This is a genomic window from Roseicyclus persicicus, from assembly GCF_012395815.1.
GTDB classification, from domain to species: domain Bacteria; phylum Pseudomonadota; class Alphaproteobacteria; order Rhodobacterales; family Rhodobacteraceae; genus Roseicyclus; species Roseicyclus persicicus.
The window spans coordinates 284,859-298,502 of record NZ_JAAZQQ010000003.1; the positions used below are offsets into that span (position 1 = coordinate 284,859).

16 protein-coding genes are annotated in these 13,644 nt (G+C 70.6%); 7 read left to right on the forward strand and 9 right to left on the reverse strand.

All coding sequences use genetic code 11. The features are described 5' to 3' along the window. Positions 1 to 26 precede the first annotated feature (26 nt). A complete protein-coding gene (gene dalA / locus HCU73_RS11210; RefSeq protein ID WP_168623721.1) occupies positions 27 to 578 on the forward strand; it encodes a divisome-associated lipoprotein DalA in 552 nt (183 codons plus the stop codon). A gap of 9 nt (positions 579 to 587) precedes the next feature. Here dalA and HCU73_RS11215 read toward each other — a convergent pair whose 3' ends face one another. The 9 genes from HCU73_RS11215 to paaI form a co-directional block, all read right to left on the reverse strand. After that, a complete protein-coding gene (locus HCU73_RS11215) occupies positions 588 to 1,094 on the reverse strand; it encodes a L,D-transpeptidase family protein (RefSeq protein ID WP_168623545.1) in 507 nt (168 codons plus the stop codon). Between the two features lie 60 nt (positions 1,095 to 1,154). Further along, positions 1,155 to 2,018 carry an SDR family oxidoreductase gene (locus HCU73_RS11220; RefSeq protein ID WP_168623546.1) on the reverse strand — a complete coding sequence of 288 codons (864 nt, stop codon included), beginning with the start codon at positions 2,016 to 2,018 and terminating at the stop codon, positions 1,155 to 1,157. Next, complete coding sequence (queG, locus tag HCU73_RS11225) at positions 2,015 to 2,989, reverse strand: tRNA epoxyqueuosine(34) reductase QueG (protein ID WP_420853584.1); 975 nt, start codon at positions 2,987 to 2,989, stop codon at positions 2,015 to 2,017. Before queG ends, HCU73_RS11220 begins: the two co-directional genes overlap by 4 nt. A gap of 53 nt (positions 2,990 to 3,042) precedes the next feature. Beyond that, positions 3,043 to 3,708, reverse strand: coding sequence for an FtsZ-binding protein FzlA (gene fzlA, locus HCU73_RS11230; protein WP_168623548.1), 666 nt, complete (start codon positions 3,706 to 3,708; stop codon positions 3,043 to 3,045). 56 nt (positions 3,709 to 3,764) lie between these two features. Then, positions 3,765 to 4,532: a monofunctional biosynthetic peptidoglycan transglycosylase gene (gene mtgA / locus HCU73_RS11235; RefSeq protein ID WP_420853580.1), complete on the reverse strand. Its 768-nt coding sequence runs from the start codon at positions 4,530 to 4,532 to the stop codon at positions 3,765 to 3,767. A gap of 66 nt (positions 4,533 to 4,598) precedes the next feature. Further along, positions 4,599 to 5,390: an SDR family NAD(P)-dependent oxidoreductase gene (locus tag HCU73_RS11240; protein WP_168623549.1), complete on the reverse strand. Its 792-nt coding sequence runs from the start codon at positions 5,388 to 5,390 to the stop codon at positions 4,599 to 4,601. A gap of 155 nt (positions 5,391 to 5,545) precedes the next feature. Continuing rightward, positions 5,546 to 6,127, reverse strand: a complete 582-nt coding sequence (locus HCU73_RS11245) for a TetR-type transcription factor C-terminal domain-containing protein (RefSeq protein WP_168623550.1) — start codon at positions 6,125 to 6,127, stop codon at positions 5,546 to 5,548. Positions 6,128 to 6,131: 4 nt separating this feature from the next. Beyond that, a complete protein-coding gene (paaK, locus tag HCU73_RS11250; RefSeq protein WP_168623551.1) occupies positions 6,132 to 7,442 on the reverse strand; it encodes a phenylacetate--CoA ligase PaaK in 1,311 nt (436 codons plus the stop codon). Then, positions 7,442 to 7,873: a hydroxyphenylacetyl-CoA thioesterase PaaI gene (paaI, locus tag HCU73_RS11255; RefSeq protein WP_168623552.1), complete on the reverse strand. Its 432-nt coding sequence runs from the start codon at positions 7,871 to 7,873 to the stop codon at positions 7,442 to 7,444. Before paaI ends, paaK begins: the two co-directional genes overlap by 1 nt. An 85-nt stretch (positions 7,874 to 7,958) precedes the next feature. On the opposite strand from paaI, the gene paaZ reads away from it, so the two are divergent. The 6 genes from paaZ (at position 7,959) to paaD (ending at position 13,638) form a co-directional block, all read left to right on the forward strand. Then, positions 7,959 to 9,983: a phenylacetic acid degradation bifunctional protein PaaZ gene (gene paaZ / locus HCU73_RS11260; RefSeq protein ID WP_168623553.1), complete on the forward strand. Its 2,025-nt coding sequence runs from the start codon at positions 7,959 to 7,961 to the stop codon at positions 9,981 to 9,983. A 128-nt stretch (positions 9,984 to 10,111) separates the two neighbouring features. Then, a complete protein-coding gene (locus HCU73_RS11265) occupies positions 10,112 to 10,915 on the forward strand; it encodes a PaaX family transcriptional regulator C-terminal domain-containing protein (RefSeq protein WP_168623554.1) in 804 nt (267 codons plus the stop codon). A 76-nt stretch (positions 10,916 to 10,991) separates the two neighbouring features. After that, positions 10,992 to 11,981, forward strand: coding sequence for a 1,2-phenylacetyl-CoA epoxidase subunit PaaA (gene paaA / locus HCU73_RS11270; RefSeq protein WP_168623555.1), 990 nt, complete (start codon positions 10,992 to 10,994; stop codon positions 11,979 to 11,981). A gap of 114 nt (positions 11,982 to 12,095) precedes the next feature. Further along, positions 12,096 to 12,380 (forward strand): 1,2-phenylacetyl-CoA epoxidase subunit PaaB, encoded by a 285-nt coding sequence (gene paaB, locus HCU73_RS11275; protein WP_168623556.1) that lies wholly within the window; start codon positions 12,096 to 12,098, stop codon positions 12,378 to 12,380. Further along, entirely contained in the window at positions 12,380 to 13,165 is a 786-nt protein-coding gene (gene paaC, locus HCU73_RS18735; protein WP_239025536.1) for a 1,2-phenylacetyl-CoA epoxidase subunit PaaC, read from the forward strand. The genes paaB and paaC overlap by 1 nt, the downstream gene beginning before the upstream one ends. Then, entirely contained in the window at positions 13,162 to 13,638 is a 477-nt protein-coding gene (gene paaD, locus HCU73_RS18740; protein WP_338052085.1) for a 1,2-phenylacetyl-CoA epoxidase subunit PaaD, read from the forward strand. Before paaC ends, paaD begins: the two co-directional genes overlap by 4 nt. Positions 13,639 to 13,644 lie beyond the last annotated feature (6 nt).

The window sequence follows — 13,644 nt, forward strand, 5'->3', positions numbered from 1 at the left end:
CGGTTCTTGGTTAAACCATGGTTCCCATGATCCCGCGCAGACAATTCCTTTTCGCCTCGGCCGGCGCGCTCGCGCTGTCGGCCTGCATCCGGGCCGAGCCGCAGCTCGGCCCCGACGGGCAGCCCCTGCCGGTGCTGTACCGAATCGACCCGGCCGACACCGCGCGCATCCAGTTCCGGGTGCTCGACAGCGTGAACTCGCTCCGCGCGGCGGCCGGCGCGCCGCCGCTGGCGCTCAACGCCGAACTCAACGCCGCCGCGGCCACCCATGCGCGCGACATGGCGGTGCAGAACCGGCCCTGGCATTTCGGCTCCGACGGGTCCTCGCCCATCGACCGGGCGCAGCGCGCGGGCTACCGCGGCACCGTGCTGGGCGAGAACATCTCCGAGACCTACGAGGCCGAGCTGGAAACGGTGGCCGCCTGGATGACCCGGCCCGACACCCGCGACGTCATCACCGACCCGCGCGGCCGCGACCTCGGCATCGCCTTCTACCAGGAGGAGGCCGGCAAGATCTGGTGGACCATGCTGGTCGGCGACGGCGGCACCACGGGGCCGGCGAACGCGCCGACCGGCTGACCGGGCCGCTCAGGCGTAGATGTCGATCACCGTGCCGTCGCGCACCGCGGCATAGATGTGCCGCATCTCGCGGTTCGACACCGCAATGCAGCCCGCCGTCCAGTCGCCGCGGTTGCGCCACGGGTTCGGGGTGCCGTGGATGAAGATGTCGCCACCCGGGCTGACGCCGCGCTCGCGGGCCTGCGCGCGGTCTTCCTCGTTGGGGTAGCTGATCCCGATGGACAGGTAGAAGGCGCTGTTGGGGTTGCGCCGGTCGATGTGGTAGCGCCCCTCGGGCGTGCGGCCGTCGCCCTCGGTGGTCTTGTGCCCCTGCGGCGCGAAGCCCAGCGCGATGTCGTAGCCCTCCAGCACCGTCTCGTGGTTCAGGAGGAACATCTGCCGCGACGACTTGTGGACCTCGACGCGGGTGACCTCGGGGCCGTCATAGGTGATGAAACGCGACGGCTCGCAGGCCGCGACGGCGGCGGTGGAGCCGAGAAGGCACAGGGTGGTCCGACGGGTGAAAACGGGGCTCATGGCTGCTCATACCGATGTTTTTTCGGCCTTCTACCGCAGAATCGCGCCCCTGCGTAGGGGTTACGCACCGCCCTCGGCGGCAAGCAGCGCAGCCAGACCCGCCCGGTAGTCGGGGTAGCGCAGTCGCACGCCAAGCTCCTCCTTGATGCGGCGGTTATCGACCCGTTTCGATTCGGCGTAGAAGCTGGCGGCCATCGGCGACAGCTCGGCCTCGTCGAAGGGGATCTCGGGCGGCAGCGGCAGGCCGAGCAACTCCGCGGCGTGGCCGATCACGTCCTGCGGGGGGGCCGGGTCGTCGTCGCAGACGTTGTAGGCCGCGCCGGGGTCGGGCCGCGCCATCGAGGCCGCCAGCACCTGCGCGATGTCCTCCACATGGATGCGGCTGAACACCTGCCCCGGCTTGACGATCCGCCGCGCGGTGCCCTCGCGGACCTTCTCGAAGGGGCCGCGGCCGGGGCCGTAGATGCCGGCGAGGCGGAAGATGTGCAGGGCCAGCCCGTGCTCGCGGTGCAGCGCCTGCCACTCGGTCTCGGCCGCCACCCGCGCCCGGCCCCGTTCGGTCGAGGGGGTGAGCGGCGTGTCCTCGGTGACCCAGCCGCCGGCGTGGTCGCCGTAGACGCCGGTGGTGGACAGGTAGCCGACCCAGTCGAGCCGTCCGGCATGGGCGACAAAGGCGTCGCGCGCCTCGGCCAGCACCGGGTCCTGCCCGCCCTCGGGGCCGGCGGACACCAGAACATGGGTCGCCCAGGCCAGGTCGGGCCCCATGTCGGTGCCGGGAAACACCCGCGCGGTCAGGCCCTGCGCGGCCAGCCTATCGGCCTTGCCGGCGCTGCGTGTGGTCACGCGGACATGGCCCGGCGGCAGGGCCAGTTCGGCGACCAGCGCCTTCGCGGAATATCCATACCCGAAGATCAGCAAGTTCATCGCAGCCTCTCCACCGCCCAGCGCGCCGCGTCGGCCACGGCGTCGTCGGGGTCATTCACCAGTCTCTGCGCGGCGGGTTCGAGCCGTTTATCGCCCGAGTTCCCGATCGCGTAGAGCACGTTTCGCACGAACCTGTCGCGCCCGATCCGCTTGATCGGCGATCCCGCGAACATGGCCCGGAACCCGGCATCGTCCAGCGCGGCCAGTTCCTCCAGCGGCGGCGACACCAGCTCGGGCCGCGCGGCGTAGCGCAGCTCGGTCGCGGCGACGGCGAACTTGTTCCAGGGGCAGACGGCAAGGCAGTCGTCGCAGCCGTAGATCCGGTTGCCCATCTTGCCCCGCAGGTCCGGGTCGACCGGGCCCTTGTGCTCGATGGTCAGGTAGGAAATGCAGCGCCGCGCATCCAGCTGGAAGGGCGCCGGAAAGGCATCCGTCGGGCAGATGTCGAGGCAGGCGGTGCAGCTGCCGCAATGCTCCGTCTCGGGCGGGTCGGGCTCCAGCTCCACCGTGGTGAAGATCGCGCCCAGGAACACCCAGTTGCCCAGGTCGCGCGCCAGGAGGTTGGTGTGCTTGCCCTGCCAGCCCAGCCCGGCGGCCTGCGCCAGCGGCTTCTCCATCACCGGGGCGGTGTCGACGAAGACCTTGATCTCATGCCCCGGCGCCTGCTCCAGCAGCCAGCGCCCGACCCGTTTCAGCCGCTTCTTGACGAGGTCGTGATAGTCCCTGTTCCGCGCGTAGACACTGATCGTGCCCCGGTCGCGGCGCTCCAGCGCGGCCAGCGGGTCGTCGTCCGGCGTGTAGGGCTCGGCCAGCATCACGACCGACCGCGCCTCGGGCCAGAGCGCCGCGGGGTCGCCGCGCCAGGCCATGCGCTCGGCCATCCAGCCCATCTGCCCGTGCCGCCCCTGCGCCACGAACTCCGCCAGCCGGCCCGCGGCCTCTGGGATCGCGTCGGGCCGGCACACGCCCATCCTGGCGAAGCCCGCCGCGCGGGCCTCGGCCTGCAATGCGCGTTTCAGATCGGTCAAAAGTCGAGGTTCGCGTAGTGGGGCGGCTGGATGAAGCCGGGGATCTGGTCGGCCAGGATCGACCGGAAGGCGGGGCGCGATTTCACCTTGGCGTACCAGTCCTTGACCACCTCGGAGCGGTTCCAGTCCACGTCCGAGATGTAGTCGAGGCAGGACAGGTGCGCGGCCGCGGTGAAATCGGCCATCGTCATGCGGTCGCCGGCCAGCCAACGCCGGTGGTCCAGCAGCCAGGCCATGTAGTCGAGGTGGTACTTGATCTGCTGCGCGCCGGTTTTCACCGCTTTTCCATCGGGATAGCCGCCGCGCATGATCTTCTTGTTGACCCGCTCGTAGACCAGGTTCTTGGTCACCTCCTGGTGGAACTTGTCGTCGAACCAGTGCATCAGCCGCCGCACCTCGGCGCGGCCCTTGGGGTCGGACGGCATCAATGGCGGTTCGGGGCGGGTTTCCTCGAGGTATTCGCAGATCGCGGCGGATTCGGTCAGGTACAGCCCGTCGATCTTCAGCACCGGCACCTTGCCCGCCGGGTTGCGGCGCAGGAACTCGGTGCTGGGCTCCCAGTACTTCTCGTCGATCAGCTCCACCTCGATGCGCTTCTCGGCCAGCACCAGCCGGACCTTGCGACAAAACGGGGAAAGGGCGAAGTGGTAGAGGCGCGCCATGGATCTGCTCGGTCTCTCTCAGGCTGCCCCTCTATGGCGTGAAACGGCCCCGGAGTTCAATTCGCAAAGCACCCGTCGCGCCCGTCGGCGGCGATCGTCGCGGCGCCATCGGCGATGGACCGCGCGCGCCGGTCGACGAATCCCGAGGGGTTTCCGGCGTCGCGCTGCTGCGGGTTGGGCAGGACGGCGGCCAGCAGCGACGCCTGCCGCAAGGTCAGATCGGCCGCCGAGACGCCGAAATGGTGCCGCGCCGCGGCCTCGGCGCCGAACACGCCCTCGCCGAACTCGGCCACGTTCAGGTAGACCTCCAGCACCCGGCGCTTGGGCCAGATCAGCTCCACCAGCGGGGTGATCGCGGCCTCCATCGCCTTCCGCACCCAGCTGCGCCCGTGCCAGAGAAAGGCGTTCTTCACCGTCTGCTGGCTGATGGTCGAGGCCCCGCGCTGGCCGCCCTCGGCGATGGCGTCGCGGATCGCGGCCATGTCGAAGCCCCAGTGCAGGCAGAAGTTCGCATCCTCGGCCGCGACGGCGGCGCGCTGCAGGTGGATCGAGATCTCCTCGATCGGCACCCAGTCGCGCTCGATCCCGCCGAGGCGGCGGCTTTCGCCGATCATGTAGAGCGTCGTGGGCACCGGCAGCACGGCATAGGCCACCACCCAGCCCACGGTGACGAGGAACAGGATGGCGATGCCCCGCGTCAGCCAGCGGTGCAGCCATTGCGCGGCCCGGCGCAGGCGCGAGGGGCCGGCCCGCTTGCGGGTGCCTTTCCGCGGGCTGCGGATCGCGGATTTGACCGCGCTGTCTGGGTCCGGGGATCGCGCCACCCCTGCCTCGCCGATGTCCTGCCTGTTTCGCGGCAGGATACCGGCGGGCGGGGTCCGGGGCAAACCCTAGGCGTCGGCCTGCCCCGGCGCGGCGACGGCGCCGGCCAGTATGCCGCCATCCATCACGATCTCGGAGCCGGTGATGTAGCCCGCCTCGCCCGAGGCAAGCATGACGGCCACCGCCGCCACCTCCTCGACCGTGCCGAAACGGCGGAGCGGCGTGTCGGCGACGAAGGCCGCCATGCGCGCCTCGCGGTCGGGGCCGGTGCCCAGCATCGGCTCCCACATCGGCGTCAGGATGGCGGCGGGCGAGATCGCGTTGCAGGTCAGTGTCAGACCCTGTTCCGCGGCATAGAGAGCCACGGACTTGGTCAGGTTGCGGATCCCGGCCTTGGAGGCCGCATAGGCCGCCGCGCCCGGAATCCCCACCATGCCCGAGCGCGAGGCGATGTTGACGATCGCCGCGCCGGGCCGGCCGCGCATGGCGCCAAGCGCATAGCGGCAGCCCAGCATGCAGCCATCGAGGTTGGTCGCCATGACGCGACGCCAGTCCTCCAGCGCGATCCCCTCGGGGTCGAAGCGGGCCGGCCCGTCCTCGAACCCGGTGATGCCGGCGTTGTTGACCAGCACGTCGAGCGCGGGCCGGTGGTCGACCAGCCGCTGCCAGTCGGCTTCGGAGCGCACGTCGAGCACCAGCGCCGTGGCGCCGATGCCCCGCGCGACGGCCTCGGCCGCACCGAGGTCGATGTCGGTGACAAGAACCTCGGCCCCTTCCCGGGCAAAGGCGGTTGCGATCGCGGCACCGATGCCGCGGCCCGCGCCGGTGACGACGCAGGTCTTGCCTGTCAGTCTGTGCATGGAATGTCTTTCGCAGTCGGAGGGCCCGCGCGGGGGCGGGCGGGTCGGTCTGTCGGGGTCTCTCGGCCTCAGCCGTGGCGCTGGTCCACCGGACGCGTCTCCTGCGTTGACAGGGGCGGATTACGCCAGCGGGCCGCGAAAGACAACCGGCAGGGTCAAAGGTTGCGCAGGCCCCCGATCACGAGGTCCGCGGCCAGGTCGCCGTAGTCCGCCCGGCTCATCCCCTTGCCGGGGCGGTGCCACATGTAGACCCAGTTGAGCATCCCGAAGACGCTCATCGTGACGGCCCCGCGGCGGGGACCGAGGCCTGGCCGGATCGCCTCCAGCGCCTCGCCCATGATCGACACCATCCGGCGTTGCAGGGACAGAAGTGGCGCCTGCATCTCGGCCGGCAGCAGCGCCAGCGCGTCGAGCTGCAGCTTGTGCTCGGCGTCGGCGTCCTCGTATTCCGCGAGGATCGCGCTGATCAGCCGTTTCAGCCGCGCCTCGGGCAGCCCGTCGCGCCCCACGGCCTCGACCGCCGCCACCAGCGCGCCCAGGTGCTCCTCGAGAATGTCGAAGAGCAGCGCCTCCTTGCCCTCGTAGTAGTGGTAGATCAGCGCCTTGGACACGCCGCAGGCCCGCGCCGCCCCGGCCATCGAGGCCCGGGCATAGCCCTCGCGCGCGAAATAGGCCGCCGCCCCCCGGCGGAGCGCCGCGCGCTTCTCCGCGTGGTCCCTGGCAAGGCCGCGTGCCACCGTCCTAGACCTTCGGCCTCTTGTCGACGATGCGCACCGCCTTGCCCTGGCTCCGCGGCACCCCGCCCGAGCCATGGGCGGCGATCTCGACACTGACGCCAACGCGCTCCTTGATCCGCCGTTTCAGGCTCTCAGCAGCCTGTTCGAGACTGTCTGTGCCCATCGGTCCCTGCGCGGCCTCGACATGGACGGTCATCACGTCCATCCGCCCCTCGCGCGTCAGCTCGATCTGGAAATGCGGGCCCAGACCCGCCGTCGCCATCAGCTGTTCCTCGATCTGGGTCGGGAACACGTTGACGCCGCGCAGGATCATCATGTCGTCCGACCGCCCGGTGATCTTCTCCATCCGCCGCATCGACCGCGCCGTGCCCGGCAACAGCCGCGTCAGGTCGCGGGTGCGGTAGCGGATGATCGGAAACGCCTCCTTGGTCAGCGAGGTGAACACCAGCTCGCCCTTCTCGCCATCGGGCAGCACCTGACCCGTGACCACGTCGATCACCTCGGGGTAGAAGTGATCCTCCCAGATGTGCAGCCCGTCCTTCGTCTCGACGCATTCGTTGGCGACGCCGGGGCCGATCACCTCGGACAGGCCGTAGATGTCGACGGCATGCATGTCGAAGGCCTGCTCGATCTCGGCCCGCATCGCGTTGGTCCAGGGCTCGGCCCCGAAGATGCCGACCTTCAGCGGGCTTTCCCGCGGGTCGAGCCCCTGTTCGCGGTACTCGTCCAGGATCGACAGCGCGTAGGACGGCGTCACCATGATGGTCGAGGCGCCGAAATCCTCGATCAGCTGCACCTGCCTTGGCGTCATCCCGCCCGACACCGGCACCACGGTGCAGCCCAGCTTTTCCGCCCCGTAATGCGCGCCGAGGCCGCCGGTGAACAGGCCGTAGCCATAGGCCACATGCACCACGTCGCCCGGCCGCGTCCCGCTCGCCCGCATCGACCGCGCAACGCAGGTCGCCCAGGTGTCGATGTCGCGCGCGGTGTAGCCCACGACGGTCGGCTTGCCGGTCGTGCCCGAGGAGGCGTGGATGCGCGCGACCTTGTCGCGGGGCACGGCGAACATGCCGAAGGGGTAGTTGTCGCGCAGGTCCTGCTTCACGGTGAAAGGGAATTTCGACAGGTCCGACAGGTCCTGCAGCTCGTCGGGGTGCACACCGGCGGCGTCGAAGCTGGCCCGGTAGAACGGCACGTTGTCGTAGGCGTGGCGCAGCGACCACCGCAGCCGCTCCAGTTGCAGCGCGGCGATCTCGTCGCGCGAGGCGATCTCGATCGGGTCGAGATCCTCGCGCCGCGGCGTCCTGTCCTCCATCACGCCTCCTCCTCGAAATGCTGGCCCTTGATCTGCCGCGACGCGCCCCGGAACAGCGCCACCTTGCGCCCGTCCCCGCCCGTGACGGTCACGTCCGTCAGACCCGAACGGCCCGTCAGAGACATTTCCACCGCCTCGGCCCGCAGCACCTCGCCCCGCTGGCCGGGGCTCAGGTAGGTGATCGTATTGTGCTGCGCGACGGCGACCCGGTTGTGCGAATTGCAGGCGAAGGCGAAGGCCGAATCCGCGAGCGTGAAGATGAACCCGCCGTGGCAGATGCCGTGCCCGTTCAGGTGATGGTCCTCGACCGCCATCTCCATCACGGCGCGGCCGGGCCCGACCTCCACGAGGCGCAGGCCCACCCATTGCGACGCCGTGTCGGTCGTCCACATCGCCTCGGCCGACCGGCGCGCGCGTTCCTCCTCGGTCATGCGCGACCCCTCCCCTTTCCGGAAAACTTGACGCAAAGCCGACCGAGCGGTCAAGAATAATCCCGTGGAAGGGGAGGGCGCATCAATGCTGGAGCTTCAGTCCTACGCCGCGGGCCGCTGGGTCGGCCCCGACGCCGGCGCGCGGGTGATGCGCTCGGCCATCACCGGGGAGCCGGTGGCGCGGGGCGGCGCGGCGCTCGATTTCGCCGCCATGATCGGCCACGCCACGCGGGTCGGTGGCCCCGCCCTGCGCGCGATGGATTTCCACCAGCGCGCGCGGCTCATCAAGGCGCTGGCCCAGGCGCTCGATGCCCGGAAGGAGGAGCTCTACGCGCTGAACCCGCTGACCGGCGCCACCCGCGCCGATGGCTGGATCGACATCGACGGCGGCATCGGGACGATGTTCGTCTTCGCCTCCAAGGGCCGGCGCGAGATGGTCGAGGGGCAGATCCACCTCGACGGCGGGCTGGAGCAGCTGTCTCGCAAGGGGACATTCCTCGGCCAGCACGTCGCGGTGCCGCTGCAGGGGGTGGCCGTCCAGATCAACGCCTTCAACTTCCCCGTCTGGGGGATGCTGGAAAAGCTCGCGCCCGCGCTGCTGGCCGGCGTGCCGTCGATCGTGAAGCCCGCCACCGCCACCGCCTACCTCGCGGAAGCCGCGGTCCGCATCCTGGTCGATTCGGGCCTCCTGCCCGAGGGCGCGGTGCAGCTGGCGATCGGCGGCACCGGCGACCTGCTCGACCGGCTCGGGCCGCAGGACGTGGTCAGTTTCACCGGGTCGGCGGACACGGCCTTCGCGCTCCGCTCCAATCCCACCCTCCTCCGCCGCGGCACCCGGTTCATCGCCGAGCAGGACAGCCTGAACGCCTCGATCCTCGGCCCCGATGTCACGCCCGACGCCCCAGAGTTCGACCTGTTCGTCAAGGAAGCCGCGCGCGAGATGACCACCAAGGCGGGGCAGAAATGCACCGCGATCCGCCGCATGATTGTGCCTGCGCGGCTCATGGACCCGGTGGCCGAGGCGCTGTCGGCCCGCCTCGCCCAGACCCGCATCGGCGACCCGCGGCTGGAGACGACGCGCATGGGCGCGCTGGTGGGGCTGGACCAGAAGGCCGACGTGGAGGCCCGTCTCGCCGCCTTCGCGGAGGAGGTGACCCCGGTCTTCACCGGCGACACCCTCACCATCGAGGCCGACCACCCCGGGGCCGGCGCCTTCCAGAAACCGTCCCTGTACCGCTGCACAGACCCGGATTCCGCCACCCGCGTCCACGAGATCGAGGCCTTCGGCCCCTCCGCCACCCTGATGCCCTACCGTGACCTGCCCCACGCCGCGCGGCTCGCCAACCGCGGCGGCGGCTCGCTGGTGGTGTCGGTCATCACCCATGATCCGGCCGTCGCCCGCAGCCTCGTGCAGGAGGCCGGCCCCTGGCACGGCCGCATCTACGTCAACGACCGCGACGCGATGGCCGAGGCCACCGGCCACGGCTCCCCCCTCCCGCACATGACCCACGGCGGCCCGGGCCGCGCCGGCGGCGGCGAGGAGCTGGGCGGCATCCGCGGCGTGATGCACTACATGCAGCGCGTGGCGGTGCAGGGCAGCCCGCGGATGCTGGCGGCGATCACCGGCCAATGGGTGCCGGGCGCGCCGACGGTCCCGCCGCCGACGCACCCCTTCCAGCTCACCTTCGACGAGATCGCGATCGGGCACAGCATCGTCACCGAGGCGCGCGAGGTGACCCTCGCCGACATCGAGCATTTCGCCCATTTCACCGGCGATACCTTCTACGCCCACATGGACGAGGCCGCCGCGGCGGCGAACCCGTTCTTCCCGGGCCGCGTGGCGCACGGCTACCTGCTCCTCAGCTTCGCCGCGGGCCTGTTCGTGCAGCCCGATCCGGGGCCGGTGCTGGCCAACACCGGGCTCAACGGCCTCAGCTTCCGCAAGCCCGTCAGCCCCGGCGACCGCGTCCATGTCCGCCTGACCGCAAAACGCAAGACCCGCCGCACCGACAGCTACGGCGAGGTCCGCTGGGGCGTGACCCTCTACAACCAGGACGACGACCCGGTCGCGGATTACGAGCTCCTCACCATGGTCAGCTACAGCCGCTGATCCCTTCATCTGTCCCCAAATACGCGGGGGAGCGCGAGGGGGTGAAACCCCCTCGCCCGGGTCGACGCCGAAGGCGGCGAAATCCCTTCCGCTTTCCTTTCGCCCCGGCTTCCGACAGCATCCGCCGCATGACGCCCGACCCGCTCGCCCCGATCCTTGCCGACCACCTGCACGGCCTCGGCCGCCTCCGGGTCTGGTCGCTGATCGTCACCATCCTAGGCGATTCCATCGAACCTCGCGGCGGCCGGGTCCGGGCGGCGCGGCTGGCGGCGATCCTCGACCGGCTGGGGGTCGGCCGCGGGGCGCAGCGCACGGCGCTGTCGCGGCTGGTGGCCGACGGCTGGATCGACCGCGCCCGCGACCCGAAGGACGGGCGCGCCGCGATCTACGGGTTTTCCGACAGCGCGCGGGCGGAGTTCACCCGTGCCGCGCGCCTGGTCTATGCCGCGCCGGGGACCGTCACCGCGGGCGACTGGATGGTCACCCGGTCCGACGATCCCCGGGGGATTGCGCTTGCCCCGGGTGTCGGTCTCTGGCCCGCTGCCTTCGCGCCGACGCCGTCCGGTTTGACCCTGATTGGCAAGATAGAGACTGTATCCGACCCCGGGATCGGCCCCGGACCCGACCAGCGCGCCGAGACCGAGGCCATCGCGGCGTTGGCAGGGCAGGTTGGCGCGGTCCGCTCCTCGCCCGATGGGCTCGACGCGGTCGCCGCGCGGACGGTGCTGGTGCATCGCTGGCGGCGTTACGTCCTGCGCTACCCCGAATGGCCCGAGGCGCTGGCCCCCCGCGACTGGCCCGGGCTGGCGCTGAGGGCGGAGGTCGCGGGCGCCTACGCGCGCATCGCGGCACAGTCCGACGCCTGGCTGTCGCGGCCCGTGCCCGGATGCCCCGGCTTGCCTGCCGCTACAGCCGGTGACCGGTTCGGATGACGTGTTACAGAGATTCGTTGATTTTGGGATTTTCGTAACATAAAATCCGTCGAGCAGGCGGCAGGGAGGTGTGCGCATGTATTCTCAGGGGCTGATCGGCGCCGATGGCGCGACGGAGGAGACGCCGGAGTTCCTGGCGCGGTTCCAGGCGCGGATCGACGCCGAGGAGAAGATCGAGCCGAACGACGCCATGCCCGAAGGCTACCGCCGGACGCTGGTGCGCCAGATCGGCCAGCACGCCCATTCCGAGATCGTCGGGATGCTGCCCGAGGGCAATTGGATCACCCGCGCGCCGAGCCTGAAGCGCAAGGCGGCGCTCTTGGCCAAGGTGCAGGACGAGGGGGGGCATGGCCTTTACCTCTATGCCGCTGCCGAGACGCTCGGGGTGAGCCGGGAGCAGATGACCGAGGAGTTGCTGTCGGGGAAGGCCAAGTATTCCTCGATCTTCAACTACCCGACGCTCAGCTGGGCCGACATCGGCGTGATCGGCTGGCTGGTCGACGGGGCGGCGATCATGAACCAGATCCCGCTCTGCCGCTGCTCCTACGGGCCCTATGCCCGGGCTATGATCCGCATCTGCAAGGAGGAGAGTTTCCACCAGCGGCAGGGCTACGAGATCGTCATGACGCTGGCGCGCGGGACGCCCGCGCAGAAGGAGATGGCGCAGGACGCGCTGAACCGGTGGTGGTGGCCGAGCCTGATGATGTTCGGGCCGTCCGACGCCGACAGCCAGCATTCCGACCAGTCGATGCGCTGGAAGATCAAGCGCTTCACCAATGACGAGCTGCGGCAGAAGTTCATCGACGCGACGGTGCCGCAGGCGGAGTTCCTGGGCCTGAGCGTCCCGGATCCGGAGTTGCGGTGGAACGAGGCCAAGGGCGGCTACGACCACGGGCCGATCGACTGGGACGAGTTCTGGCGCGTGGTGAAGGGCGGCGGGCAGATGAACGTCGACCGCATCCGCGACCGGAAGAAGGCCTGGGACGAGGGCGCCTGGGTGCGGGAGGCCGCGCTGGCGCATGCGGAGAAGCGGGCGGCGCGCAAGGCGGCGCTGGCAGCGGAATAGGGGGTTTCGCCTGCTGTCGCAGGCGACCCGCCGGGGGGCCAACCCCGTCGCCATTGTCGCTCGGACCAATGGCGACCCCCCGGGAGTATTTGGGAAGCAAAGATGGAGGGCGCGATGGCGCATGAGACACCGTTGTGGGAAGTGTTCATCCGCCCGCGGAACGGGTTGAGCCACAAGCATGTGGGCAGCCTCCATGCCGCCGACGAGGTGCTGGCGCTGCAGGCCGCGCGCGACGTCTACACGCGGCGGGGCGAGGGGGTGAGCATCTGGGTGGTGCCGTCGAAGGCGATCACGGCGAGCGACCCCGACCGCGCGGCCGAGGATTTCGAGCCGACGGCGGACAAGATCTATCGCCATCCGACCTTCTACGAGATCCCCGACGAGGTGGGGCACATGTGATGGCGGAACAGGCTCTGACAGGCGGATCAGACCCGCATCCGGCGCTCTTCGACGCGGTGCTGGAGCTGGCGGACGACCACCTGATCCTCGGGCATCGGCTGTCGGAATGGTGCGGCCATGCGCCGATGCTGGAGGAGGATCTGGCGCTGCCGAACATGGCGCTGGACCTGATCGGCACGGCGCGGACGCTCTACGACTACGCGGCCCGGCAGGAGGGGAAGGGGCGGGGCGAGGACGACCTCGCCTTTCTGCGGGTCGAGCGGGAGTACCGGAACCTGCTGATCTGCGAGCGGCCGAACGGGGATTTCGCGCAGACGATGCTGCGGCAGCTCTACTTCGCGGCAGTCATGGAGCCCTACTGGGCCGCGGCGGTGGACAGTCCCGACGCGGTGATCCGGGGCGTCGCGGGCAAGGCGGTGAAGGAGATGGCCTATCACGTCCGCCATGCGGGCGAATGGGTGATCCGGCTGGGCGACGGGACGGACGAGAGCGCCGCGCGAATGCGGGCCGCGGTGGCGGAGCTGCACCGGTTCACGGGCGAGCTGTTCGAGGAGAGCACGGCTTCGGCGGCGCTGGTGGAGGGCGGCGTGCTGCCGGCGCGGGGCGACCTGCGGGGGCCGTGGGACCGGGTGATCGGGATGGTCTTCGCCGAGGCGGGGTTGGAGGTGCCGGAGGTGCCGTTCCCGCAGACCGGCGGGCGCCGCGGCCTGCATGGCGAGGCGCTGGGGCATCTGCTGGCCGAGATGCAGTACCTGCAGCGCGCCTATCCGGGGGCGACCTGGTGAGCGCCGCGGCGCGGGCCTGGGCGGCGGCGGCTGCGGTGCCGGACCCGGAGGTGCCCTGCGTGACGGTGGCCGACCTCGGCATCCTGCGCGAGGTGCGGATCGAGGACGGGGTGGCGGTGGCCTGCGTGAGCCCGACCTATTCGGGGTGCCCCGCGACGGCGATGATCGAGATGGGGATCGAGACGGCGCTGCGGGGGGCGGGCTTCGAGGTGCGGATCGAGCGGGTGCTGTCGCCGGCGTGGACGACGGACTGGATCACCGCGGAAGGGCGCGAGAAGCTGCGCGCCTACGGGATCGCGCCCCCCGAGGGGCCGGCGGGCAAGCGCGCGCTGTTCGCCGACCCGGTGGTGGCCTGCCCGCGCTGCGGGGCGACGGCGACGCGGAAGATCAGCGAGTTCGGCTCGACCGCCTGCAAGGCGCAGTACGCCTGCACGGCCTGTGGCGAGCCCTTCGACTATTTCAAATGCATCTGAGGGGGC